Here is a 23,777-nt window from a genome sequence, read left to right on the forward strand (position 1 = left end):
CATGCGCCGCCGCGACGGGCTGGGCCTCCTGGCAGCGACGGCGCTGGCCGCGGCGCTGCCTGCTGCGCGCGCGCAGTCGGCGGCCAGGCCGCCCGCCGAGGTGCTGGCCGAGCTGCCCGAGGCGCGGCTGCAGGGCAGCGGCCGCCTGCGCTACTTCGGACTGCACATCTACGACGCGCGGCTCTGGGTCGGACCGGGCTACCCGCGCGAGGCGCCGGCCCGCGAGGACTACGCGGCGCATCCGCTGGCGCTGGAGCTCGAGTACGCGCGATCGCTGGACGGCGCCAAGATCGCCGAGCGCTCGATCGAGGAGATGGACCGCGCCGGCAAGCTGGCGGCCGCACAGGCCCAGGCCTGGCTGGACTTCATGAAGGCCGCCTTTCCGGACGTGCGCGCCGGCACCCGCCTGACCGGCGTGCAGCGCCCTGGCGAATCGGCGCGCTTCCATGTCGACGGCAAGCCGGGCCGCGAACTGCGCGATGCGGAGTTCGCGCGGCGCTTCTTCGGCATCTGGCTCGGGCCGCAGACCTCGCAGCCGGCGCTGCGGCTGGCCTTGCTCGGGGGCGGCGCTTGAAGACCGCGACCACGGGCGGCCTGGCGTCGGCTTCGGCGGGCTTGCGCTATGGCGCGCTCGGGCTGCCGCTGGCCTTCGTCGCGCTGCCGCTCTACGTCGTGCTGCCCAACCACTACGCGGCGCAGTTCGGCGTGCCGCTGGCGGCCCTCGGGGCCGTGCTGCTGGGCGCGCGGCTGCTCGACGCCTTCGCCGATCCGCTGATCGGCCGCTGGGTCGACCGGCTGTTCGCGCGCGGCGCGCTGGGCGTGTGGTGGGCGGCGGCCATCGCCGCGCTGGCGCTGGCGCTGGGCTTTCGCGCCTTGTTCTTCCCGTGCGTCAGCGGCAGCGCGGCGCTGCTGTGGTGGTGCGCCATCGGCCTGGCCTTCACCTACCTCGCCTACAGCGTGATGTCGGTCGTGCACCAGGCCTGGGGCGCGCGCCTGGGCGGCGACGAAGGCGGCCGCGCGCGCGTGGTCGCGTGGCGCGAGGGCGCCGCGCTGGTCGGCGTGCTGGTCGCGAGCGTGCTGCCTTCGCTCGCCGGCCTGCAAGTGGCCACGCTGGTCTTCGCGGGGCTGCTGGCGCTGGGCTTATGGCTGCTGCGCGGCGCGCCGCGGCCGGCCGTCGAGCCCGGCCCGGGCGGGGACGCGGCGCTGTGGCTGCCCTTCGAGGTCAGCGCATTCCGACGCCTGCTGGCGATCTTCGTCGTCAACGGCATCGCCAGTGCCGTGCCGGCCACGCTGGTCCTGTTCTTCATCCGCGATCGCCTGCAGGCGCCGAACTGGGAGCCGGCCTTCCTGGCGGCCTACTTCGCCGCCGGCGCGGCATCGATTCCGCTGTGGGTGCGCGCCGTGTCGCGCTTCGGTCTTGCCGCCAGCTGGCTGGCAGGCATGGCGCTGGCGATCGTCACCTTCGGCTGGGCTGCGACGCTCGGCGCGGGCGACACGCTGGGCTTCCTGGCGGTGTGCATCGCCAGCGGCACGGCGCTCGGGGCCGATCTGGCACTGCCCGGTGCCCTGCTCGCCGGCGTGATCCAGCGCGCCGGCCACGGCGGTCGCAGCGAGGGCGCCTACTTCGGCTGGTGGAACTTCGCCACCAAGCTCAATCTCGCGATCGCCGCCGGGCTGGCCCTGCCGCTGCTGTCGGCCATCGGCTACGAGAGCGGGGCTCGCGACGCCGACGCCCTGCGTGCCCTGACGATCGGCTACTGCCTGCTGCCCTGCGTGCTCAAGCTCTTCGCCGCACTGCTGCTCTGGGTCCTGTGGCTGCGGCCACCCACGCTGGAAGGACGATGATGAAACGACGCCTGCTGCTGGCTGCGACGGCCACCGCCACCCTCGGCGCCCTGGCCGGCTGCGCCTCACCGACGGTGGCCGACTACGCCACCGAGAAGCCGACCCTCGACCTGGCGCGCTACTTCAACGGCACGCTCGACGCGCACGGCGTCTTCACCGACCGCTCCGGCAAGGTCGTCAAGCGCTTCACCGTCGTGATGAAGTGCAGCTGGCAGGGCAACGAGGGCGTGCTCGACGAGGACTTCCTCTACAGCGACGGCAGCACGCAGAAGCGCGTCTGGCGCCTGAAGAAGCTGGGCAACGGCCGCTACAGCGGCACCGCCGACGACGTCGCAGGCGTCGCCGAAGGCCAGGAGGCCGGCAACGCCTTCAACTGGCGCTACACCCTCAAGCTGCCGGTCGACGGCAAGGTCTACGACGTGCAGTTCGACGACTGGATGTACCTGATGGACGATCGCGTGATGCTGAACAAGGCCACGATGAGCAAGTTCGGCGTGCGGCTCGGCGAGGTCACGCTGTCCTTCTACAGGCGCTGAGCGATGGCCCTGAATCCCAAGCTCGACGACTGGAGCGGCCGCGTGGCCTGGCTGGTCGGTGCGTCCACCGGCATCGGCCGTGCCACCGCGTCGGCGCTGCATGCACGCGGTGCCAGCGTCGTCGTGTCGGCCCGCAACACCCGGGCGCTCGACGCCTTCGTGCAGGCCCACCCCGGCAGCCGTGCCGTGCCCATCGATGCCGGCGATCGCGAGTCGGTGCGCGCCGCCGCGCTGCAGGCCCTGGCCGTCGGCGGGCGGCTGGACCTGGTCGTCTACAGCGCGGGCCGCTACAAGGCGCAGAGGGCGACCGCCTTCGACCTGGACGAGATGCTGCGCCACCAGCAGGTCAACTACGTTGGCGCGCTGCACGTGATCGACGCCGTGCTGCCGACCCTGCTGAAGCAGCAGGCCGGGCACCTGAGCCTGATCGGCAGCGTGGCCGGCTACCGCGGCTTGCCGAACTCGCTGGCCTACGGACCGACCAAGGCGGCATTGATCAACCTAGCGCAAACGCTCTACCTCGATCTCAGCGAACGCGGGCTCGGCGTGTCCATCGTCAACCCGGGCTTCGTCGAGACACCGCTGACGGCACAGAACGAGTTCCACATGCCGGCGCTGCTGACGCCGGAGCAGGCGGCCGACGCCATCCTCGCCGGCTGGCGCAAGGGCGAGTTCGAGATCCACTTCCCGAAGCGCTTCACCCTGTGGCTCAAGGCGCTCGGCCACCTCAACGACGCGCTCTACTTCCGTGCCGTGCGACGCGCGACGGGACTGTGATGCCCGCGACCACGAGCCACGACGCGCGCGTGCGACGCGTCATCGAGCGCTTCGAGACGCTGCAGCGCGACGACGTGGCGCGGCTCGGCGAGATCTACGCCGAGGATGCGCGCTTCAAGGATCCGTTCAACGAGGTGCAGGGGCTGGCGGCGGTACAGCGGGTGTTCACCCACATGTTCGATGCGCTGGACGATCCGCGCTTCGTCGTGAACGAAGCCCTCGTTCAGGGCGATCAGTGCTTCCTCGTCTGGGACTTCCTGTTCCGCTTCAAGCGCCATTCGCGCGAACCGCAGACGATCCGAGGCGGCTCGCACCTGCGCTTCGCGGCCGACGGCCGCATCGCCCTGCACCGCGACTATTGGGACGCCGCCGAGGAGCTGTACGAGAAGCTGCCGGCCATCGGCGCGCTGATGCGCTGGCTCAAGCGCCGCGCCAACGACTGAGCCTGGCGGGGCGGCTCAGAGCCAGCCCTTGCGCCGGAAGTACCAGAACGGCGTTGCGACACTGACGACCATCAGGCCGATCGCGAACGGATAGCCCAGGCCCCAGTCGAGTTCGGGCATCACCTTGAAGTTCATGCCGTAGATGCTGGCGATCAGCGTCGGCGGCAGCAGCGCCACGCTGGCCACCGAGAAGAGCTTGATGATCTTGTTCTGGTTGATGTTGATGAAGCCGACCGTGGCGTCCATCAGGAAGTTGATTTTCTCGAAGAGGAAGGCGGTGTGCGAATCCAGGGAGTCGATGTCGCGCAGGATCTGGCGCGCCTCCTCGAACTGCTCGGCGGCCAGCAGGCGGCTGCGCATCATGAAGCTGACCGCGCGCCGTGTGTCCATCACGTTGCGGCGGATGCGGCCGTTCAGGTCCTCCTGCCGCGCGATCGCGGCCAGCACCTCGGCGGCCGTCTGGTCGTTGACCTCGGCCTGCAGCACCTGCGTGGAGACTTTCTCGAGCTCGTCGTAGATGCCCTCGAGCGAGTCGGCCGAATACTCGGCGTCGGCGTCGTAGAGCTTGAGCAGCACGTCCTTCGCATCCTCGATCAACGCCGGCGTGCGGCGCGCCCGCAGTCGCAGCAGGCGAAACACCGGCAGGTCCTCGGCGTGCACCGAATACAGCACCTTGTCACGCAGCACGAAGGCCACGCGCACGTTGCGCGGCGTCGCGTCGTCGTGGATCAGAAAGTCCGACCGGATATGCAGCTCGCCGTTGTCTTCCTCGTAGAAGCGGGCCGACTCTTCCAGATCATCGTCGACGATGTTGTCCGGGATCGCCAGGCCGAAGCGTCCGCTGATCCACCCGATCTCCTCGGGCGTCGGCGCTTCGAGGTCGACCCACACCGGCAGGGCGTGAGCCAAGGCGGCCGCGCTGGTGATCTCTTCCTGGAAGAGCCGCCCGTTGACGAGCGTGAAGACATTCAGCATGCGAACTCCGACAACCGGGCGGGCGCACGGCACCGCGAGGGCGGACTCGGGATCGATCGGCGAGGCCGCTGGAAAGTGAGATCGGGGACCGTCTCACTCCCGGCGAGGCGCGCGTCAGGCCGACGCGGCGGGCAGTTGGAGTGGACGGTCACCGAGAGGGGGTGCTGTCCAACAGGGACTCCGTCTATGCAACCAAAACATTATGGCACCCGGACCCGCGAGCCGGCGGCCCGCAGGCCCCCGGACGAGGTCGGTCATCGGCTTGTCAGGCCGGGTGCGGGGGCGCACACTGGCTCGCACGCCGGGCGGTCCGCGACCGTGGTGGGCGCCGGCGGCGGCCCCTCCCCTCTACCCAGTGAAAGGCGGAACCATGAATCTGACGATCAGCGGACACCATCTCGAAGTGACGCCTTCCCTGCGAGAGTATGTGCTTACAAAACTGGACCGCGTCACCCGACATTTCGATCAGGTGGTCGACATCAACGTGCTGCTGAGCGTCGAGAAGCAGAAGGAGAAGGAGCGGCGACAGAAGGCCGAAGTGAACCTGCATGTGAAGGGCAAGGACATCTTCGTCGAGTCGGCCCACGAAGACCTGTACGCGGCGATCGATGAGCTGATGGACAAGCTCGATCGCCAGGTGTGCCGGCACAAGGACCGGCTCCAGGATCACCACCACGCGTCGGCCAAACGACTCGACGCGACAGACCTGCAGTGAATCGGCCCCCGGTCGATGGGAACGAGCGGCCTTCGGGCCGCTTTTTCGTGCCTCCCGACGGTGCGTCGTTGCCAGACTGCAACCCGAGCCACCGTATTGCGGGGAATGGAGTCCACGCTCGACTCGCGGTGGCAAGGCCCTTCCTATAATTTTGGGACTCCCGAAGCGAAGCGTCGGCCAAGGCTTTGCCGAAACCGGCGCGCAGATGCGATGAATCGTCTCTCCGCCATCCTGCCCGTCGACAACGTGATGGTGGACGCGGATGCCACCAGCAAGAAGCGGGTCTTCGAGCAGGCGGGCCTGCTGTTCGAGAACCGCCACGCGATCGCGCGAGCCACGGTCACGGACAACCTGTTCGCCCGCGAGCGGCTCGGCTCCACCGGGCTGGGGCACGGCGTCGCGATCCCGCACGGCCGCATCAAGGGTCTCAAGAATCCGCTGGCAGCGGTGATCCGGCTGCAGCAGCCGATCGGCTTCGATGCGCCGGACGACGAGCCGGTGTCGCTGCTGATCTTCCTGCTGGTGCCGGAAGCGGCGACCCAACGCCACCTCGAGATCCTGTCCGAGATCGCCGAACTGCTGAGCGACCGCAGCCTGCGCGACAAGCTCAAGACCGAGCCGTCCGCCACGAAGCTGCACGAACTGATCGCCAGCTGGGAACCGCTGAAGTCGGTCGCTTGAGCGCCGCGGCGCCCGCGCGTGCGTCGCTGCATAACGGCTAGCGCGATCCGAAGCGACCCATGAAGCCCACCGTCATCAGCGCCGAGGCGCTGTTCGAGGCGCACCGCAGCGCGCTCAACTGGGAGTGGCTGGCCGGTCATGCCCATCCCGAGCGCCGCTTCGACGAGATCGCGGTGCGCGACGCCCAGTCGGCGGCCGATCTGGTCGGCTACCTCAACTACATCCACCCCTACCGGGTGCAGATCGTCGGCCGGCGCGAGGTGCGCTACCTCACCGACTCGTCGCCCGAGGATCAGGAACGCCGCATCTCGCGCATCGTGACACTCGAGCCGCCGGTGCTGATCGTCGCCGACCAGCAGACGCCACCGGACCGGCTGGTCGCGATGTGCGAGCGCGCCGACATTCCGCTGTTCGTCACCGAGGAATCCGCCGGCCACGTGATCGACGTGCTGCGTGCCCACCTGAGCCAGCACTTCGCCGACCGCACGACGCGCCACGGCGTCTTCATGGACATCCTCGGCCTGGGCGTGCTGCTCACCGGCGAGTCCGGTCTCGGCAAGAGCGAACTCGGCCTCGAGCTGATTTCGCGCGGGCACGGCCTGGTGGCCGACGACGCGGTGGATCTCTACCGCGTCTCGCAGACCGCGATCGAGGGCCGCTGCCCTGATCTGCTGCTGAACCTGCTGGAAGTGCGCGGCATCGGCCTGCTCGACATCAAGGCCATCTTCGGCGAGACGGCCGTACGCCGGAAGATGCGCCTGAAGCTCATCGTCCACCTGGTGCGCAAGGAGACGATGGAGCGCGAGTTCGAGCGCCTGCCCTACGAGCCGCTCTATGAAGACGTGCTCGACGTCCCGGTGCGCAAGGCGGTGATCGCGGTCGATGCCGGCCGCAACCTGGCGGTGCTGGTCGAAGCAGCGGTGCGCAACACCATCCTGCAGCTGCGCGGCATCGACACCTACAAGGAGTTCATCGCGCGCCACCGCGTCGCGATGGAAGGCGACGAGCCGGCCTGACCCGACGGCCGGGCCGCGCTACTTGCGCGCCGGCCGATGCGGGCAGTCCTTCTTGATGCAGTTGGCGTACAGCGACAGCGCGTGCTCCTGCAGCGAGAAGCCGCGCGTCTGGGCCACCAGGCGCTGACGCGCCTCGATCTCGGCGTCGAAGAACTCCTCGACCCGCCCACAGTCCAGGCACACCAGATGGTCGTGGTGCTGGCCCTCGTTGAGCTCGAACACCGACTTGCCGGACTCGAAGTGGTTGCGCGACAGGATGCCCGCCTGCTCGAACTGCATCAGCACACGGTAGACCGTCGCCAGACCGATGTCCGAGTGCTCGGCCAGCAGGGTCTTGTAGACATCCTCGGCCGTCAGGTGTCGCACGGCCGACGTCTGGAACACCTCCAGGATCTTGATGCGCGGCAGCGTGGCCTTCAATCCGCTGCTCTTCAGGTCGTCGGCATGGCTCATCGGCGGGTCCTCGGGGCCCGAGGGGCTCCACTAGAATTGCACCGATCATATCGAGCCCGGGCTGCCCGCCGCGGGTGTTCGCCGCGCCAGGCGCGGCAGCCAGCCCCGCCCCCCGACCCGCCATGCGTCCCGTGCACCTCGTCCGCTTCCTGGCCTTGACGGCCGCCGGGCTGCTCGCTGGCTGCGGCTCGCTGCAGTCGACCGACAGCCTGTTCGGCCTCGTCACCCCGTACCGCATCGAGGTCGTCCAGGGCAACGTGGTGACCAAGGAGATGGCGGCCGTCATCAAGCCCGGCATGAGCCGCGCCGAGGTGCGCGACGTGCTGGGCTCGCCGCTGCTGACCGACATCTTCCATGCCGACCGCTGGGACTACGTCTTCACGATCCGGCGCCAGGGCGCGGCCTACCAGCAGCGCCGCGTGACCGTGCTGTTCGAGGGCGAAGGCCTCAAGTCCTTCGAGGCCGACGAGTTGCCGAGCGAGCGCGAGTTCGTGGTCTCCATCGACACCCGCAAGACCCAGGCTCGCAGCGTCCCCACGCTGGCGCTGAACGACGAGCAGCTCAAGGCCCTGCCGCTGCCCGCCAAGCCCGCGACGGCGACCCCCGCCGCCACGAGCGAACCCCAGGGTCCGGCGCGCAGCTACCCGCCGCTGGAGCCGCAGTGACGACCGCCGTGGGCGGCGCGGCTCGCCGACGCGTGGCCATCACCGGCGCCTCGGGTCGCATGGGGCGCATGCTGATCGAGGCCATCCTCGCGACGGACGACTGCGTGCTGGCCGCCGCGCTGGACCTGCCCGGCAACCCGGCCCTCGGCCAGGATGCCGCGGCCTTCCTGGGCCAGACCAGCGGCGTGGCGATCAGCGCCGACCTGCACGCTGCGCTGTCGCAGGCCGACGTGCTCATCGATTTCACGCGGCCCGAGGGCACGCTCGCCCACCTGCGTGCCTGCCGCGAACTCGGCGTTCAGCTCGTGATCGGCACGACCGGCTTCGACGCCGCCGGCAAGGCCGAGATCGCCGCCGCCGCCGAGCAGGTCGCGATCGTGATGGCGCCCAACATGAGCGTCGGGGTCAATGTCGTGCTGCAGCTGCTGTCGACGGCCGCCAAGGCGCTGGCGGAGGGCTACGACATCGAGATCATCGAAGCTCACCACCGCCACAAGGTCGATGCGCCGAGCGGCACCGCGCTGAAGATGGGCGAGGTCGTCGCCGCCGCGCTCGGCCGCGACCTGAAGGACTGCGCGGTCTACGGTCGCGACGGCGTGACCGGCGAGCGCGATCCGTCGACCATCGGCTTCGCCACCGTGCGCGGCGGCGACATCGTCGGCGACCACACGGTGCTGTTCGCCGGCACCGGCGAGCGCATCGAGATCACGCACAAGTCCTCGAGCCGTGCGACCTACGCGCAAGGCAGCCTGCGCGCCGTGCGCTTCCTCGCCGGTCGTCGGACCGGCCTGTACGGCATGGACGCCGTGCTGGGTCTGCCGGCGGCGCAGCCGGCCTGAGCGCTCGCCGTGACCGGCCTGAGCCAGATCTGGGCCGAAGGCGACGCCGTCACGCGCTTCGTCGCGCTGCTGCTGCTGGCGATGTCGGTCAGCGCCTGGGTGCTGATCCTCTGGAAGACCCGGCTGCTGCGGCGCGTGCGGCACGACCTCGCGCACGCCGTCCCGGCTTTCTGGGCCGCGCCGGATCTCGACACGGCCCGCCGGCAGCTGGCCGCACTCGACCGCGAGGCCGCCCTGACCCCGCTGCTCGATGCCGGCCTGCAGGACGCCCGCGGCGGCACGCTCGAGGCGCGCGGGGCCCGCGCGTCGCAGCTGACACGGCGCCTGCGCGACGCCCTGCACGGCGTCCTGGCGCAGCTGCAGTTCGGCCAGGTGCTGCTGGCCTCGATCGGAGCCACCGCGCCCTTCATCGGCCTGTTCGGCACCGTCTGGGGCATCTACCACGCGCTGATCGGCATCGCCGCGTCCGGCAGCATGACGATCGACCGCATCGCCGGCCCGGTCGGCGAAGCGCTCATCATGACGGCGGCGGGCCTGGCGGTCGCGATCCCGGCGGTACTGGCCTACAACGTGTTCGGCAAGCTCGTCGCCGGCAGCGAGGCAGAGCTGGAAGGCTTTGCGCACGACCTGCGCGAGATGCTGCTCGACGCGCCGGCGGCCGGCGCCGGCGAGGACTGAGCATGGCCTTCGGCCGGCTCGAACGCGCGGCACTGCCGCAACCGATGAGCGACATCAACATGACGCCGCTGATCGACGTGATGCTGGTGCTGCTGGTGATCTTCATGATCACCGCGCCGCTGATGACCTCGGCGCTGCGCCTCGACCTCCCCCGGGCCGAGGGCGCGGCGCCCGGCGATGCACCGGCCTTCATCAGCGTCGCGCTGACGCCGGACGGTCGCCTGCACCTGGGCGACGAAGCGCTGGTCGACACCGACTTCGACACGCGCATCGCCGAGGCCGCGCGCCGCCAGCCGGGCCTCGAGGTGCAGCTGCGCGCCGACCGCAGCGTGCCCTACGGCGAGGTCGCGGCGCTGATCGGCCGGCTGCAGGCCGCGGGCCTGAACCGCATCGCGTTCGTCGCCCAGCCGGGCGAGGCCGCCGCCTCGCGCTGAGCCCGCGCGCCCGCGGGCCGCACCCTAGAATCCGGCCAGCCTTTCGAGACGGCAGTTCCACTGCCGCAGCCTGCATGAGCGCCCCGAACCCCGCCCCTTCCTACGACCCCAGCGCCGTCGAAGCCGCGGCCCACGCGCACTGGCGCGCCCGCGACGCGCACCGCGTGGTCGAAGACCCGAACAAGCCCAAGTTCTACGCCTGCTCGATGCTGCCCTACCCCAGCGGCAAGCTGCACATGGGGCACGTGCGCAACTACACCATCAACGACATGATGGCGCGCTACCTGCGCATGAAGGGCATGAACGTGCTGATGCCGATGGGCTGGGACGCCTTCGGCCTGCCGGCCGAGAACGCCGCCATCGACAAGAAGGTCGCGCCGGCCCAGTGGACGCGCGAGAACATCGCCGACATGAAGTCGCAGATGCAGCCGCTCGGGCTGGCCTTCGACTGGTCGCGCGAGATCGCCACCTGCGACCCCGACTACTACCGCTGGAACCAGTGGTTCTTCCTGAAGATGCTCGAGCGCGGCATCGCCTACAAGAAGACCCAGGTCGTCAACTGGGACCCGGTCGACCAGACCGTGCTGGCCAACGAGCAGGTCGAGAACGGCCGCGGCTGGCGCAGCGGCGCCATCGTCGAGAAGCGCGAGATCCCCGGCTACTACCTCGCGATCACGCAGTACGCCGACGAACTGCTGGCCAATGTCGCCGACCCCTCGGTGCCCGGCTACCTGCACGGCTGGCCCGAGCGCGTGCGCCTGATGCAGGAGCACTGGATCGGCAAGAGCGAGGGCGTGCGCTTCGCCTTCCCGCACGAGATCCGCGACGCCACCGGTGCGCTGATCGGCAACGGCCGGATGCACGTGTTCACCACGCGCGCCGACACCATCATGGGCGTGACCTTCTGCGCCGTCGCGCCCGAGCATCCGATCGCCACGCACGCCGCCGCCGCCAACCCGGCGCTGGCCGCCTTCATCGAGGCCTGCAAGGCCGGCGGCACCACCGAGGCCGAGCTGGCCACCCGGGAGAAGGAGGGCCTGCGCACCGGCCTCACGGTGCAGCACCCGCTGACCGGGCTGCCGGTCGAGGTCTGGGTCGGCAACTACGTGCTGATGACCTACGGCGACGGCGCCGTGATGGGCGTGCCGGCCCACGACGAGCGCGACTTCGCCTTCGCCAGGAAGTACGGCATCGACATCCTGCAGGTCGTCCATGTCGATGGCGAGCACTTCAGCTACGACCACTGGCAGGACTGGTACGCCGACAAGCAGCGCGGCGTGACGATCAACTCCGACAACTTCAGCGGCCTGAGCTACCAGCTCGCGGTCGACGCGGTCGCCGCTGCGCTCGCCCACAAGGGCCTGGGCGAGAAGAAGACCACCTGGCGCCTGCGCGACTGGGGCATCAGCCGCCAGCGCTACTGGGGCACGCCGATCCCGATCATCCACTGCGACGCCTGCGGTTCGGTGCCGGTGCCCGAGAAGGACCTGCCGGTGCTGCTGCCCGAGGACCTGATCCCCGACGGCAGCGGCAACCCGCTGAACAAGAGCGCGAACTTCCTCGACGTCGCCTGCCCGCAGTGCGGCGCGCCGTCGCGGCGCGAGACCGACACGATGGACACCTTCGTGGACTCGGCCTGGTACTACATGCGCTATTGCTGCCCCGACAGCGACGGTGCGATGGTCGACGCGCGCAACGATTACTGGATGGCTATGGACCAGTACATCGGCGGCATCGAGCACGCGGTGCTGCACCTGCTGTACGCACGCTTCTGGACCAAGGCGATGCGCGACCTGGGCCTGGTGAAGTTCGACGAGCCGTTCACGAAGCTCTTCACCCAGGGCATGCTGCTCAACGAGTGCTACTACCGCGAGGGCACCGACGGCAAGAAGCGCTGGTTCTACCCCAGCGAAGTCGAGATCACCTACGACGACAAGGGCGCGCCGGTATCGGCGAAGGCCCGCGACGACGGCCAGCCGGTGATGCTGGGCGGCATCGAGAAGATGTCGAAGTCCAAGAACAACGTGGTCGAGCCGCGCGACATCATCGCGAAATTCGGCGCCGACACGGCGCGGCTGTTCACGATGTTCGCCGGACCGCCGGACCAGAGCGCGGCATGGTCGGACAGCGGTGCCGAGGGCAGCTTCCGCTACCTGCGGCGGCTGTGGTCGTTCGCGGTGAAGCAGGGCGCCGCCGTGTCTGCCGGCGATGGAGCGGGCGCGGGCGCCTCGCGTGCCGCCACCGACCTGCGCCGCGACGTCCATCTGCTGCTCAAGCAGATCACCCACGACTACGACCGCCTGCAGTACAACACCGTGGTCTCGGGCGCGATGAAGCTGCTGAACGCACTGGAAGGCGCGGCGCTGGCCGAGACGCCGGCCGATCGCGCGGTGCTCCGCGAGGCGCTCGGCATCCTGCTGCGCACCCTCTACCCGGCCGCCCCGCACATCACCCACGCGCTGTGGACCGAGCTCGGCTACGCCGCCCGGCTGGGCGACCTGGTCGACGCGCCCTGGCCGGCCGTCGACGAGGCCGCGCTGGTGCAGGACGAGATCGAGTACGTGCTGCAGGTCAACGGCAAGCTGCGTGGTGCGGTCACCGTGCCGGCCTCGGCCGACAAGGCGGCGATCGAGGCCGCCGCGCTGGCCAGCCCGGAGTTCGCCAGGTTCGCCGAGGGCCGCGCGCCCAAGAAGATCGTGATCGTGCCGGGCCGGCTGGTCAACGTGGTCGTCTGATGCCGCTGCACCGCCGCCGCGCCCTGCAGCTCGCGGCCGCGGCATGGGTTGCGCAGCTGGCGGCCTGCGGCTTCCAGCTGCGCCGCCCGCCGACGCTCGCCTTCGCGAGCGTGCAGCTGGTCGGTTTTCCGCAGCGCTCGCCCTTCACCGAGCAGTTGAAGCGCGCCATCGAGGCCAGCGGCAGCACCCGCGTCGTCGAGTCGCCGGCGCAGGCCCAGGTGGTGCTCGAGGCGCTGGAGGACGTGCGCGACAAGTCGGTCGCCGCGCAGACTGCCGCCGGGCAGGTGCGCGAGTTCACGCTGCGCACGCGGCTCCGGTTCCGGCTGCGCACGCCGGCCGGCCGGGTGCTGATCCGCGACACCGAGTTGCTGCTGAGCCGCGACATGAGCTACAACGAGAGCAACGCCCTCGCCAAGGAGCAGGAGGAAGCGATGCTCTACCGCGGCATGCAGAGCGACATCGTCGACCAGGTGATGCGCCAGCTGGCGGCCGTGCCGCCGCTCTGAGCCCTGCCGCCACCGCATGCAGCTCAAGCCCGACCAGCTCGCCGCGCACCTGCAGAAGGGCCTGAAGCCGCTTTACACGCTGCACGGCGACGAGCCGCTGCTGGCCCTGGAGGCCGCCGATGCGATCCGTGCCGCCGCACGCAGCGCCGGCCACACCGAGCGCGAGGTCCATCACGTCGCCGGCGCGCACTTCGACTGGAGCTCCCTGCTGGGCGCCGCCAGCTCGATGAGCCTGTTCGCCGAGGCCAAGATCGTCGAGATCCGCATCCCTTCGGGCAAGCCCGGCAAGGACGGCTCGCAGGCGCTGCAGCACTACTGCGAGCACCTGCCCGAAGGCGTCGTCACGCTGGTCACGCTGCCGCGGCTGGACCGCCAGCAGTCCACCAGTGCCTGGTTCGGTGCGCTCGATGTCGCCGGGGTGACACTGCGGCTCGATCCGGTCGAGCGCGCTGCGCTGCCGCAGTGGCTGGCGCAGCGCCTCAAGGCCCAGGGGCAGCGCGTCGCCGAGGGCGAGGAAGGGCAGCGCACGCTGGCCTTCTTCGCCGACCGCGTCGAGGGCAACCTGCTCGCGGCCCAGCAGGAACTGACCAAGCTCGGCCTGCTCTACCCGCCCGGCGCGCTGAGCCTCGAGCAGGTCGAGGCCGCGGTGCTGAACGTGGCGCGCTACAGCGTCTTCAAGCTCGGCGAGGCGGTGCTGGCCGGCCAGGTGCCGCGGGTGCTGCGCATGCTGGAGGGCCTGCGCGCCGAGGGCGAGGCGGCCGTGCTCGTGCACTGGACGCTGGCCGAGGACATCCGGGCGCTCAAGCGCTGCAAGGATGCCGTCGCCGGAGGCAAGCCGCTGCCGATGGCGCTGCGCGAAAACCGAATCTGGGGCGCGAAGGAAAGGCTGTTCGAGCGCGCCCTGCCGCTGCTGACGGCCGGCACGCTGGAGCATCTGCTCGCCGCCGCGCATGTCTGCGACGGCCTGGTGAAGGGCCTGAAGCACCCGCAGTGGCCGACCGACCCCTGGGCCGGGCTGCAGCGCCTGGCCTTGCAGCTTGCCGCGCCGATGCAGCCGGCCGGCGGCGGGAGCCGTCGCCTCGTGCTGCAGGCCTAGGGCCCGTCGACGCGACCCGACGGGACGGGGAAGGCACGAGTGTGCGATTTGCGCGTGGTATTCGTGCAGGAATGCGGGCCGCCGCGGATCCCCCTGATCGACACTGCGTGGAGATTGCCGCGATCATCGCGTTCATGCGGGCCGCTACAGCGGCCCGTCTCCTTGTCATGAGACCCATGCAGCTGATCCTGCCCCGTCCCCGTCGTTTCGGCCTGCTCGCCGCGCTGTGTGCGCTGGGCGGGTCGGCCATTCCGGCGATCCCGTCGCAGGCGGTGCCGCTGACGGTGATCGTCAACGACGAGAACGGCCAGCCGCTCGCCAATGCCGTCGTCAGCATCCAGGTGCAGGGCGCCGCGGCCCGGGCCGCCACCAGCGCGCGTGCCGAGCTGGCCCAGCGCGGCAAGCGTTTCGTCCCCTCGGTGCTGGTGGTGCAGACCGGCACGGCCGTGCAGTTCCCGAACTTCGACACGGTGCGCCACCACGTCTATTCGTTCTCGCAGGTGAAGACCTTCGAGCTCAAGCTCTATGCCGGCACGCCTACGGCGCCGATCGTGTTCGACAAGGCGGGGACCGCCATCCTCGGCTGCAACATCCACGACAAGATGTCCGCCCACGTGCGCGTGGTCGACACGCCCTACTTCGCCACCACCGACGCCAATGGCCGCGCACAGATCGACCTGCCGCCCGGCGAGCACACGCTCTCGACCTGGCATCCGGGCCTGGCGGCCGAACTGCCGGCGCCGAGCCAGCCGGTTCGCATCGGCAGCGACGCGGCCAAGTTGACAGTCCGCCTGAAGGCCTCGTGACATGGCCTTGCCGGCCTTCCTGTCGCCGAAGAGCCTGCAGTTCCGGATCGTCGCGCTCTTCCTCGGCCTGCTGCTGGTGGTGCAGGTCGCCAGCCTGCTGCTGATCGGCAACAGCATCAACGTCAACGCGCGCGCCTCGGTGAACGCCGAACTGCGCACCGGCGAGCGCGTGTTCGAGCGCCTGCTGGCACAGAACGCCAGCCAGCTGACCGACGCCTCGCGCCTGCTGGCCGCCGACTTCGGCTTCCGCGCGGCGGTGGCCAGCAACGACGGCGCCACGCTGGTGTCGGCCCTGGCCAACCAGGGCGAGCGCATCGGCGCCAACCTCGCCCTCTTCACCGACGCGCAGTTCCGCCTGAAGGCGGCGACGCGCGAGGGGGCCGACCGCTTCCTGCCGGCGCTGACGCGCGCGGCCACCGCCCCCGCCACCGACACCGCGCCGAAGCTGGTGCTGCAGGACGGCCAGGCCTACCAGCTGGTCGCCGTGCCGGTGAAGGCGCCGTTGACGATCGGCTGGGTCGGTATGGGGTTCCGCGTCGAGGCGCCGCTGCTGCGCGAGATGCGGCAGCTGTCGTCGATCGAGGTCGCCCTGATCCGCCAGCGCGAGGACTCGGGACGCTGGGAAGTCATCCAGTCCACGCTCGGCGCCGACGCCGTCGAGGCCTTCACCGCCAGCTGGCTGCGCGCTCGCACCGCTGCGGGCGCCGGCGACGCCGCCGTCAGCGATCGCAACCTCAAGCTGGACCTCGTGGCCACCGGCCCGAACGCGCTGAGCGGCCAGGTGCTGGCGCGCGAGATGCTGCTCGGGCGCGACGGCGACCGGCAGACCGTCGCGGTGCTGATGCGCTCGCTCGACGAGGCCACCGCGCCCTACCAGCGCCTGCAGTACATCCTGCTGGCCTTCACGCTTCTGGCGATCGCCGTGTTCGCGGTCGGCAGCGTGCTGACCGCCCAGCGCATCACGACGCCGCTGCGCGCGCTGACGCGTTCGGCCGGCCGGCTGGGCCAGGGCCACTACGAGGCGCCGGTGCGCGTCAAGGGCGGCGGCGACGAGATCGACGAACTGGCGCGGACCTTCGAGGCCATGCGCCAGGCGGTGCGCGAGCGCGAACGCGAGGTCAACCGCCTGGCCTACGAGGACGGCCTGACCCAGCTGCCCAATCGCGAGCGCTTCCGCGCCGACCTGCGCGAGGCGCTCGACGAAGCACGGGAAGAGCGAACCCAGTTCGCCGTGCTGATGCTGGACCTCGACCGCTTCAAGCATGTCAACGACGTGCTCGGCCACCGCTTCGGCGACCGCCTGCTGCGCCAGGTGGCGTTGCGGCTGGCGCGTGAGGTGCGCCCCAGCAGCGACGTGCTGGCCCGCCTCGGCGGCGACGAGTTCGCGCTGCTGCTGCCCGGTGCCGACACCGACATGGCGCGCGATGTGGCGCAACGCATCCTGCGGTCCTTCGAGCAGCCGATCACGCTGGACGACCACACGGTCGACCTCGGGGCCGGCATCGGCATCGCCTGCCACCCGGCGCACGGCCGCGAGGCCGACCTGCTGCTGGCCCATGCCGAAGTCGCGATGTACGCTGCCAAGCAGCGCCAGCTCGGTGTCGTCGTCTACGACCCGGTGCTCGACAGCGCCAGCGATGCCTCGCTCTCGCTGCTGAGCGAGCTGCGCGTCGCGGTCGAGCAGCAGCAGCTGCGCCTCTACCTGCAGCCCAAGATCGCCCTGGCCTCCGGCGCGGTGATCGGTGCCGAGGCGCTGGTGCGCTGGCAGCACCCGACGCGCGGCTTGGTGCCGCCCGCCAAGTTCATCCCCTTCGCCGAGCAGACCGGCTTCATCCGCGTGCTGAGCGCCTGGATGGTGGAGCGCAGCGCGCAGTTGCTGCGCCAGCTCAACGGCGGCGGCACGACGCTGAAGCTGTCGGTCAACCTGTCGACGCGCGACCTGCTCGACCAGGACCTGCCGGGCAAGCTGCAGCGCCTGCTCGAGACCCAGGCCATCGACCCGCGCACGCTGTGCCTCGAGATCACCGAGAGCGCGATCATGGACGACCCGCAGCGCGCCTTGCAGACGCTGGAGCGCCTGCACGGCCAGGGCCTGCGCCTGTCGATCGACGACTTCGGCACCGGCTACTCGTCGCTGGCCTACCTGAAGCGCCTGCCGGTGCACGAGCTGAAGATCGACCAGAGCTTCGTGATGAACATGGAGCGCGATCTGGACGACGCGAAGATCGTGCGGTCCACGGTCGACCTCGCGCACAACCTGGGCCTCAACGTCGTGGCCGAGGGCATCGAGACGCCCAAGGCCTGGAAGATGCTGCAGGCGCTCGGCTGCGACGAGGCGCAGGGCTACTACGTCGCCAAGCCCATGCCCGAGGCGCTGTTCGCCGGCTGGATCCGCGACTGGACGGCGCCGCAGCTGCAGTCGGTGCGGCTGGACTCGGGCTTCAGCCGGCTCGCGACCTGACCGGCCGCGCCGCCGTGCCGCCATGACTTGCCGGGTCATGGACCCGCTGCAGGTCGCTCCCGATGATGGCGGCGTGGGTCGATGAAGGCAGCGTCGCTGCCCGGGCCCGCGACCGTAGGAAGGACCTCACCATGAACGGCACCACCGAACTCCTGCCGCTCGCCGTCGGCCACCTGATCGGCCTGGCCGCCATCGGCTCGTGCATCGGCATCGGCGTGATGGGCAGCAAGTACCTCGAGGCCTCGGCGCGCCAGCCCGAGCTGATGGACAAGCTGCAGGGCAAGATGTTCCTGCTGGCCGGTGTCACCGACGGTGCCTTCATCATCAGCACCGGCATCGGCCTGTGGTTCGCGACCGCGAACCCGTTCCGCTGAGGCGGCGTCAGTAGCCGCGCGCGCGATCCACCAGGTGCGCGAGCGGGCGCCCGTCGCGCAGCGCGCGCAGGTTGTCGGCCACGACCCGGGCGGCGCTGCGTGGATCGGTCTGCGCAGCGGCATGCGGCAGCACCACCACGCGCGGATGCGACCAGAACGGGTGGCCGGGCGGCAGCGGTTCGGTCGCGAACACGTCGAGGACCGCCTGCCGCAGGTGGCCCGCATCGAGCGCCGCCAGCAGGTCGGCCTCGACCACATGCGCGCCGCGCGCGAGGTTGACGAAGCCGGCCCGCGGCTTCATGCGGGCCAGGCGCGCCGCATCGAAGAGCCGGTGCGTCGCCGGCGTCAGTGGCAGCAGGTTCACGACCACGTCGGCCTGCGCCAGCACGCCGTCGAGGGTTGCGTCGCCCGCGTGGGTCTCGACGCCGTCCAGCGCCTGCGGCCGCGCACTCCAGCCCAGCACGCGATAGCCCTGGGCCGCGATGCGCAGCGCCGCGGTCCGCCCCATCTGGCCGAGGCCCAGCACGGCGACGGTCGTCTCATCGGCGCGTCGCTGCGCATGCGGCGACCAGCGCCCTTCGCGCTGCAGACGGGCATAGCGGAAGCTGCCGCGGTGCAGGGACAGCACCGCCCACAGCGCGGTCTCGGCCATCGCCGCGTTCATCGCCGGATCGACCATGCGGGCGACCGGCACGCCCGGCGGCAGGGCCGGGTCGGCCAGCAGGCGCTCGACCCCGGCCCACAGCGACTGGACCAGCCGCAGGCGCGGCAGTCCGGCCAGGGCCCCGGCCGACGGGTTGGCCACGATGGCGACATCGACCTCGCCGTCGTCGGCCTCGACGAGGCGCTCGCCCGGCAAGGCCTGCAAGAGCGCCGGGCGCCACTGCGCCCAGTCCGAGGTGTCGAAGTCGCAGGCGAGCAGGACGCTCACGGTGCTTCGGCGGCCTCGATCAGGCGCTGCAGCGCGTGCCGCACCGTCTGGCCGCGCACCGCGGCGCGGTCGCCGCCGAACTGCAGGCGCTCGGCCAGTGTCGGCCGGCCCGCCACCGCCAGCCCGACCCACACGGTGCCGACCGGCTTGTCGGCGCTGCCGCCGCCGGGGCCGGCGATGCCGGTGACGCTGAGCGAGATCTCGGCATGCGCGTGGCGCAGCGCCCCCTCGGCCATCGCGCGCGCGACCTCGTCGCTGACGGCGCCGTGCGCCGCGATCAGCGGCTCGGGCACGCCCAGCAGCTCGGACTTGGCTTCGTTGCTGTAGGTGACGAAGCCGCGCTCGAACCAGTCGCTCGAGCCGGCGATGCCGGTGCAGGCCGCCGCCAGCAGGCCGCCGGTGCAGCTCTCGGCGGTGGCGAGCCGCCACCCCCGCGTGCGCAAGGCCGCAGCCAGGCGGGCCACCAGGGGTTCGTTCATGCGCCGCGCTCCCTCGTCAGCCGCCCGAGCGCCACAGCGCGATCAGCAGCAGCACGCACAGCGCCGCGACCGCGTCGTCGAACAGGATGCCGAAGCCCTGGGCCCAGCCGATGCTGCTGCCGGGCCGGCGACGCTTGAAGAGCGCGTCGGCCCAGGCGACCGGGCCGGGCTTGGCGGCGTCGAAGCAGCGGAACAGCACGAAGGCCAGCAGCTGCCCGAAGAAGCCGGTCGGCATCACCAGCCACAGCACGGCCCAGAAGGCCAGCACCTCGTCCCAGACGATGGCGCCCGGATCGGCGGTGGCGAGGTGGCGCGCGGTGACGGTGCAGGCCCACCAGCCGACGGCCGTGCCGGCGAGCAGCAGCAGGCCCCATTGCGCGTCGTCGAGCCAGCGGTCGAGCACGATGAAGCTGAGCCAGGCCCACAGCGTGCCGACCGTGCCCGGTGCGACCGGGCTCAGGCCGGCGCCGAAGCCGAGCGCGATCGCGTGCGCCGGATGAGCCAGCAGGAAGCGCGCGCTGACGCGGCGCGGCGCGCCGGCGGCAAGCGGCGACGGGGCGGGCGTGGCGTCCATGGCCTCAATCACGGAAATGGTCGAACGAGGTCCAGGCGTCGTCGAGACGCCGGCCGCTGCCGTCCGTGACCTGCAGCGCGGCACCGGCCTCGACGCGGCCGATGCGCGTCACCGCGACACCGGCGCCGCGCGCGGCGGCCAGCACCACGTCGCGATTCGCGGGCGGCGCGGTGAAGACCAGCTCGTAGTCGTCGCCACCCGACAGCGTGCACAGTCGTTGCAGCGGCGCCGGCTGGGCCGCGAGGTCGGCACTGCGCGGGATCGCGTCGGCGTCGATGACGACACCGACGCCGGACCGGCGCAGCAGGTGCGACAGGTCGCCGAGCAGGCCGTCGGACACGTCGATGGCGGCGCTGGCGACGCCGCGCAGCGCCAGGCCCAGCGCGACGCGCGGCTCGGGGCATTCCATCGCCCGGCGCACGCGCTCGAGGGCCTCGCCCGGCAGCGCGATGCGGCCGCGGAAGACCTCGAGGGCCAGCCGCGCGTCGCCGACACCCCCACCGATCGCGTGACTCACCCACACGTCGTCGCCGGGCTGCGCGCCGCTGCGCAGGATCGCCCCACCGGCCGGGACCTCGCCGAACACGGTGATCGACAGGTTCAGCGGGCCGGCGGTCGTGTCGCCGCCGACCAGCCGGCAGCCGTGCGCATCGGCCAGCGCGTAGAGACCGCTCGACAAGCCCTCGAGCCAGGCCTCGTCGACGCGCGGCAGCGACAGCGCCAGCACGCACGCCAGCGGCCGGGCGCCGCAGGCCGCGAGATCGCTCAGGTTGACGGCCAGCGCCTTGTGCCCGAGCCGCGCCGGATCGACGGTCGGGAGGAAGTGCCGCCCCTCGACCAGCATGTCCGTCGACACCGCGAGCTGCATGCCGGGCCGCGTCGCCAGCACCGCGCAATCGTCGCCGGGCCCGACCGCCACGCCCTCACTCGTGCCGCGGTGGCGCGAGAAGTAGCGTGCGATCAGGTCGAACTCGCCCAGGCCCATGCGGTCGATTGTCGCCGCCGGTGGCGTCAGCCGATGTGTCGCAGCACGTTGGCCAGCTCGACGGCCGACTTGACGCCCATCTTCTCGAAGACGCGCGCGCGGTGGACCTCGACCGTGCGCACGCTGATCGCCAGCGCATCGGCGATCAGCTTGTTCGGGCGCCCGTCGACGACCAGCTGCATCACCTCGCGTTCGCGCTCGGTCAGCTCGGCCAGGCGGCGCTGCAGCAGCTTGCGCTCGCGGCGCGCCTCGAGAGCCGCGCGACTGGCCGCCAGCGCGCGCTCGATCCGGTCGACCAGCGCGTTGTCGGAGAAGGGCTTCTCGACGAAGTCGAAGGCGCCGCGCTGGATCGCCGCGACCGCGGTCGGCACGTCGCCGTGGCCGGTGAGGAAGATCACCGGCAGCACCGGCAGCACGCGCCGCTCGACCAGGCGCTCGAAGAGCTGCAGGCCGCTCATGCCGCCGGGCATGCGCATGTCCAGCAGCACGCAGCCCGGCGCCCCGAGGATCGCGTCGCCGGACGCGTCGAGCATGGCCTCGAAGGCCTCGGCCGATGCGTGCGGCTCGGCCAGCAAGCGGCGCGTGCGCAGCAGCCAGGCCAGCGCCTCGCGCACCGGCGCCTCGTCGTCGACGACGTGGACCACCGGCAAACCCAGCGGAGCAGTGCTCATGACGCAGCCTCCCGATCGACGATCGCGGCGAGCTCGGCGGGCGCGCGCGGCAGGCTGAAGTCGAAGCGCGTGCCGAGGACCTGCCCCTTCGCGTCGCGCAGGGTGCTGAAGTCGAGCGCACCGCCATGCTGCTCGATCACCGTGCGGCACAGGCTGAGTCCCAGGCCCATGCCTTCGCTCTTGGTCGTGAAGAAGGGCGTGAACAGCTTGGTCGCGACCTCGGGCGCGATGCCCGGCCCGCGGTCGGTGACGCTCAGGTGCACCCAGGCGCCGCGCGCGCTGGCGCCCAGGGTCACGACGCGTTCGGACGGCGGCACGCCCTCCATCGCCTGGATGGCGTTGCGCGTCAGGTTCAGCAGCACCTGCTCGACCATCGTGCGGTCGCAGGCCACCCGGGGCGCCGGGTCGCCGAGCAGCAGCTCGATGCGCGCCGCGCTCTTGCGGGCTTGCAGTCGCAGCAGCGGCAGCACGCCTTCGACGAGCTGGTCGCAGCCGAGCTGCTCGCGGCTCTGCTCGCGGCGCCGCACGAAGTCGTGGACGCTCTTGATGACGCGGCCGGCACGCTCGGCCTGCTCGGCGATGCGCCGGGTGGCGTCGCGGATCATCGCGATGCTGGGGCTCGCGTCGGACAGCAGGTTCAGCGAGCCGCTGGCGTAGCTGGCGATCGCGGCCAGCGGCTGGTTGAGCTCGTGGCTGAGCAGCGAGGCCATCTCGCCGACCGAGGCCAGGCGCGCGGTGGCCTGGAGCTGCTCCTGCTGCTGGCGCGACAGCTCCTCGACACGGCGTTGCGCGCTCAGGTCGAGCACGGCGCTCATCCAGCCGCTCTGGCGGCCGTCGGCGGCGATCAGCGGCGCCTCGAAGATGAGCACCGGGAAGCGTTCGCCGCCGGCGCGCATGAAGGTGGTCTCGTGGCCCTCGCGCTGCTCGTGCGCCGGGACGCCGCGCTCCAGCCGCTGCGCATGGCGCGCCTCGTAGGCCGCGCGCATCTCGGGCGGCCAGTAGGGCGGCACGGTCTGGCCGACCAGCTGCTCGGCGCCGAAGCCGACCATCGCACAGAAGGCCGGGTTCACGTAGGTGATGCGGCCCTGCAGGTCGCGCGCGCGCAGGCCGGTGACCAGCGAGTCCTCCATCGCCCGGCGCAGCGCCAGCTCGTCGGCCAGGCGGGACTCGGCGGCGGCCCGGCGGCGCACGTCGTGCACCAGCAGCGCCACCACCGCCGCGAGCGCCAGCGACAGGCCCAGCACCAGCGCGGTGGTCAGGTTGGGGATGAGCCGCGGCGCCTGGCCGGCGCTGTCGACGCGCAGCGCCAGCGTGACGCCCGGCAGGTCGACCAGGCGCTCGGCGACGTAGACGCCGGCGCCGCGCGGCAGGCCGGCGCGGACCAGGCGCGTGCCGTCGCCCTCGACGAAGGACAGTTCATGGGTGCGCGCCAGCTCGGGCGACACGGCCTCCTCGATCACCAGGCCGAGCGCCAGCGTTGCGGCCATCGTGCCCTGCCCACCGCCGACGGGGCCGATCGGCAGGCACACGTCGATCACCTCGACGCCCAGGCCGCCGGGCTGGGGCACGAAATAGCTGCGCGACCAGGTCGGCGACGCGGTGCGCTGCGCGGCGGCACAGGCGACCTGGGTGTCGAGCTCGATCTGGTCGCGCGGCAGGCTGCTGAACAGCGGCCCGCCGTAGGGCGACTCGGCCGCGGTCTCGATCGTGCCGGCGGCGCGGCGCCATTCGATGCGCAGCAGCTCGCGGCGCGCCCGCAGCAGGTCGGCGGCGTCGCTGCGCCATTGCGCCGGCGGCGGGTCGTTCCACAGCAGGGCCTGCAGGCGCTGCTGGTCCCGCGCGAACAGCTGGCGCACGTCGGCGGCGGCCGAGGCGGCGGCCAGCTCGGCGCGCTCCTGCTCCTGGCCGTGCTCGTAGCGCAGCGTGAAGACCAGCAGCAGCGTCTGCGCAACGCCCAGCAGCATCACCAGCAGCGCCCAGGGCAGCACGCGGCGCCAGGGCGTCGCGGGCGATCCGGGCATCGGCGTGCGGGGAGCGTCGGCCATGGTCGGAGTATTGGGACCCTGCGCGCAAAGGAGATACGCAGTTTCGCGCATGGCCGC

26 protein-coding genes are annotated in these 23,777 nt (G+C 71.4%); 18 read left to right on the forward strand and 8 right to left on the reverse strand.

Annotated features, from left to right (window positions below):
* Nucleotide 1: 1 nt before the first annotated feature.
* From QZV97_RS05285 to QZV97_RS05305, 5 genes are read left to right on the forward strand one after another with little or no spacing between them, the layout of a single operon-like run.
* Nucleotides 2–574, forward strand: a complete 573-nt coding sequence (locus tag QZV97_RS05285) for a chalcone isomerase family protein (RefSeq protein ID WP_295639584.1) — start codon at nt 2–4, stop codon at nt 572–574.
* Nucleotides 571–1,845 (forward strand): MFS transporter, encoded by a 1,275-nt coding sequence (locus QZV97_RS05290; protein ID WP_295639587.1) that lies wholly within the window; start codon nt 571–573, stop codon nt 1,843–1,845. The genes QZV97_RS05285 and QZV97_RS05290 overlap by 4 nt, the downstream gene beginning before the upstream one ends.
* Complete coding sequence (locus tag QZV97_RS05295; RefSeq protein ID WP_295639695.1) at nt 1,845–2,381, forward strand: DUF3833 domain-containing protein; 537 nt, start codon at nt 1,845–1,847, stop codon at nt 2,379–2,381. Before QZV97_RS05290 ends, QZV97_RS05295 begins: the two co-directional genes overlap by 1 nt.
* Before the next feature lie 3 nt (nt 2,382–2,384).
* Nucleotides 2,385–3,158: an SDR family NAD(P)-dependent oxidoreductase gene (locus QZV97_RS05300; RefSeq protein ID WP_295639589.1), complete on the forward strand. Its 774-nt coding sequence runs from the start codon at nt 2,385–2,387 to the stop codon at nt 3,156–3,158.
* A complete protein-coding gene (locus tag QZV97_RS05305; protein ID WP_295639592.1) occupies nt 3,158–3,601 on the forward strand; it encodes a nuclear transport factor 2 family protein in 444 nt (147 codons plus the stop codon). The genes QZV97_RS05300 and QZV97_RS05305 overlap by 1 nt, the downstream gene beginning before the upstream one ends.
* Before the next feature lie 15 nt (nt 3,602–3,616).
* Here QZV97_RS05305 and corA read toward each other — a convergent pair whose 3' ends face one another.
* A complete protein-coding gene (gene corA / locus QZV97_RS05310) occupies nt 3,617–4,576 on the reverse strand; it encodes a magnesium/cobalt transporter CorA (protein WP_295639595.1) in 960 nt (319 codons plus the stop codon).
* A 370-nt stretch (nt 4,577–4,946) separates the two neighbouring features.
* On the opposite strand from corA, the gene raiA reads away from it, so the two are divergent.
* The 3 genes from raiA to hprK all read left to right on the forward strand — a co-directional run bounded on the left by raiA (nt 4,947) and on the right by hprK (nt 6,988).
* Entirely contained in the window at nt 4,947–5,291 is a 345-nt protein-coding gene (gene raiA, locus QZV97_RS05315; RefSeq protein WP_295639598.1) for a ribosome-associated translation inhibitor RaiA, read from the forward strand.
* Between the two features lie 210 nt (nt 5,292–5,501).
* Nucleotides 5,502–5,972 (forward strand): PTS IIA-like nitrogen regulatory protein PtsN, encoded by a 471-nt coding sequence (gene ptsN / locus QZV97_RS05320; protein ID WP_295639601.1) that lies wholly within the window; start codon nt 5,502–5,504, stop codon nt 5,970–5,972.
* A gap of 59 nt (nt 5,973–6,031) precedes the next feature.
* The gene (gene hprK, locus QZV97_RS05325; protein WP_295639605.1) at nt 6,032–6,988 is read left to right on the forward strand and encodes an HPr(Ser) kinase/phosphatase; all 957 of its coding nucleotides are present in this window, start codon (nt 6,032–6,034) and stop codon (nt 6,986–6,988) included.
* A gap of 18 nt (nt 6,989–7,006) precedes the next feature.
* Here the strand turns inward: hprK and fur are convergent, their stop codons facing one another.
* The gene (gene fur / locus QZV97_RS05330) at nt 7,007–7,441 is read right to left on the reverse strand and encodes a ferric iron uptake transcriptional regulator (protein WP_295639608.1); all 435 of its coding nucleotides are present in this window, start codon (nt 7,439–7,441) and stop codon (nt 7,007–7,009) included.
* 122 nt (nt 7,442–7,563) lie between these two features.
* On the opposite strand from fur, the gene QZV97_RS05335 reads away from it, so the two are divergent.
* The 10 genes from QZV97_RS05335 (at nt 7,564) to atpE (ending at nt 18,035) form a co-directional block, all read left to right on the forward strand.
* On the forward strand, nt 7,564–8,106 hold the full coding sequence (locus QZV97_RS05335) for an outer membrane protein assembly factor BamE (protein ID WP_295639611.1): 543 nt from the start codon (nt 7,564–7,566) through the stop codon (nt 8,104–8,106).
* Nucleotides 8,103–8,945, forward strand: a complete 843-nt coding sequence (gene dapB, locus QZV97_RS05340) for a 4-hydroxy-tetrahydrodipicolinate reductase (RefSeq protein ID WP_295639614.1) — start codon at nt 8,103–8,105, stop codon at nt 8,943–8,945. Before QZV97_RS05335 ends, dapB begins: the two co-directional genes overlap by 4 nt.
* 9 nt (nt 8,946–8,954) lie before the next feature.
* Nucleotides 8,955–9,623 carry a MotA/TolQ/ExbB proton channel family protein gene (locus QZV97_RS05345; protein ID WP_295639617.1) on the forward strand — a complete coding sequence of 223 codons (669 nt, stop codon included), beginning with the start codon at nt 8,955–8,957 and terminating at the stop codon, nt 9,621–9,623.
* 2 nt (nt 9,624–9,625) lie between these two features.
* Nucleotides 9,626–10,057 carry a biopolymer transporter ExbD gene (locus QZV97_RS05350; protein ID WP_295639620.1) on the forward strand — a complete coding sequence of 144 codons (432 nt, stop codon included), beginning with the start codon at nt 9,626–9,628 and terminating at the stop codon, nt 10,055–10,057.
* A gap of 74 nt (nt 10,058–10,131) precedes the next feature.
* Nucleotides 10,132–12,792 carry a leucine--tRNA ligase gene (gene leuS, locus QZV97_RS05355; protein ID WP_295639623.1) on the forward strand — a complete coding sequence of 887 codons (2,661 nt, stop codon included), beginning with the start codon at nt 10,132–10,134 and terminating at the stop codon, nt 12,790–12,792.
* Nucleotides 12,792–13,298 carry an LPS assembly lipoprotein LptE gene (lptE, locus tag QZV97_RS05360; RefSeq protein ID WP_295639626.1) on the forward strand — a complete coding sequence of 169 codons (507 nt, stop codon included), beginning with the start codon at nt 12,792–12,794 and terminating at the stop codon, nt 13,296–13,298. Before leuS ends, lptE begins: the two co-directional genes overlap by 1 nt.
* Before the next feature lie 16 nt (nt 13,299–13,314).
* Nucleotides 13,315–14,394 carry a DNA polymerase III subunit delta gene (holA, locus tag QZV97_RS05365; protein ID WP_295639631.1) on the forward strand — a complete coding sequence of 360 codons (1,080 nt, stop codon included), beginning with the start codon at nt 13,315–13,317 and terminating at the stop codon, nt 14,392–14,394.
* A gap of 176 nt (nt 14,395–14,570) precedes the next feature.
* Nucleotides 14,571–15,200 carry a methylamine utilization protein gene (locus QZV97_RS05370; RefSeq protein WP_295639634.1) on the forward strand — a complete coding sequence of 210 codons (630 nt, stop codon included), beginning with the start codon at nt 14,571–14,573 and terminating at the stop codon, nt 15,198–15,200.
* Between the two features lies 1 nt (nt 15,201).
* Nucleotides 15,202–17,661, forward strand: coding sequence for an EAL domain-containing protein (locus QZV97_RS05375; protein ID WP_295639637.1), 2,460 nt, complete (start codon nt 15,202–15,204; stop codon nt 17,659–17,661).
* Nucleotides 17,662–17,792: 131 nt separating this feature from the next.
* Nucleotides 17,793–18,035, forward strand: a complete 243-nt coding sequence (gene atpE, locus QZV97_RS05380) for a F0F1 ATP synthase subunit C (protein WP_295639641.1) — start codon at nt 17,793–17,795, stop codon at nt 18,033–18,035.
* A 7-nt stretch (nt 18,036–18,042) separates the two neighbouring features.
* On the opposite strand, the gene QZV97_RS05385 is transcribed toward atpE, so the two are convergent.
* From QZV97_RS05385 to QZV97_RS05410, 6 genes are read right to left on the reverse strand one after another with little or no spacing between them, the layout of a single operon-like run.
* The gene (locus QZV97_RS05385) at nt 18,043–18,966 is read right to left on the reverse strand and encodes a glyoxylate/hydroxypyruvate reductase A (protein WP_295639644.1); all 924 of its coding nucleotides are present in this window, start codon (nt 18,964–18,966) and stop codon (nt 18,043–18,045) included.
* Nucleotides 18,963–19,445 (reverse strand): CinA family protein, encoded by a 483-nt coding sequence (locus QZV97_RS05390; RefSeq protein WP_295639647.1) that lies wholly within the window; start codon nt 19,443–19,445, stop codon nt 18,963–18,965. Before QZV97_RS05390 ends, QZV97_RS05385 begins: the two co-directional genes overlap by 4 nt.
* Nucleotides 19,446–19,461: 16 nt before the next feature.
* Nucleotides 19,462–20,019, reverse strand: a complete 558-nt coding sequence (locus QZV97_RS05395) for a phosphatidylglycerophosphatase A (protein ID WP_295639649.1) — start codon at nt 20,017–20,019, stop codon at nt 19,462–19,464.
* A 4-nt stretch (nt 20,020–20,023) separates the two neighbouring features.
* On the reverse strand, nt 20,024–20,998 hold the full coding sequence (thiL, locus tag QZV97_RS05400) for a thiamine-phosphate kinase (protein WP_295639698.1): 975 nt from the start codon (nt 20,996–20,998) through the stop codon (nt 20,024–20,026).
* A 32-nt stretch (nt 20,999–21,030) separates the two neighbouring features.
* Nucleotides 21,031–21,675 carry a response regulator gene (locus QZV97_RS05405; RefSeq protein ID WP_295639652.1) on the reverse strand — a complete coding sequence of 215 codons (645 nt, stop codon included), beginning with the start codon at nt 21,673–21,675 and terminating at the stop codon, nt 21,031–21,033.
* Nucleotides 21,672–23,720: an ATP-binding protein gene (locus QZV97_RS05410; protein ID WP_295639655.1), complete on the reverse strand. Its 2,049-nt coding sequence runs from the start codon at nt 23,718–23,720 to the stop codon at nt 21,672–21,674. The genes QZV97_RS05405 and QZV97_RS05410 overlap by 4 nt, the downstream gene beginning before the upstream one ends.
* Between the last annotated feature and the right edge of the window lie 57 nt (nt 23,721–23,777).

This window comes from uncultured Methylibium sp. (assembly GCF_902826655.1).
In the GTDB taxonomy this organism is placed as follows: domain Bacteria; phylum Pseudomonadota; class Gammaproteobacteria; order Burkholderiales; family Burkholderiaceae_C; genus Methylibium.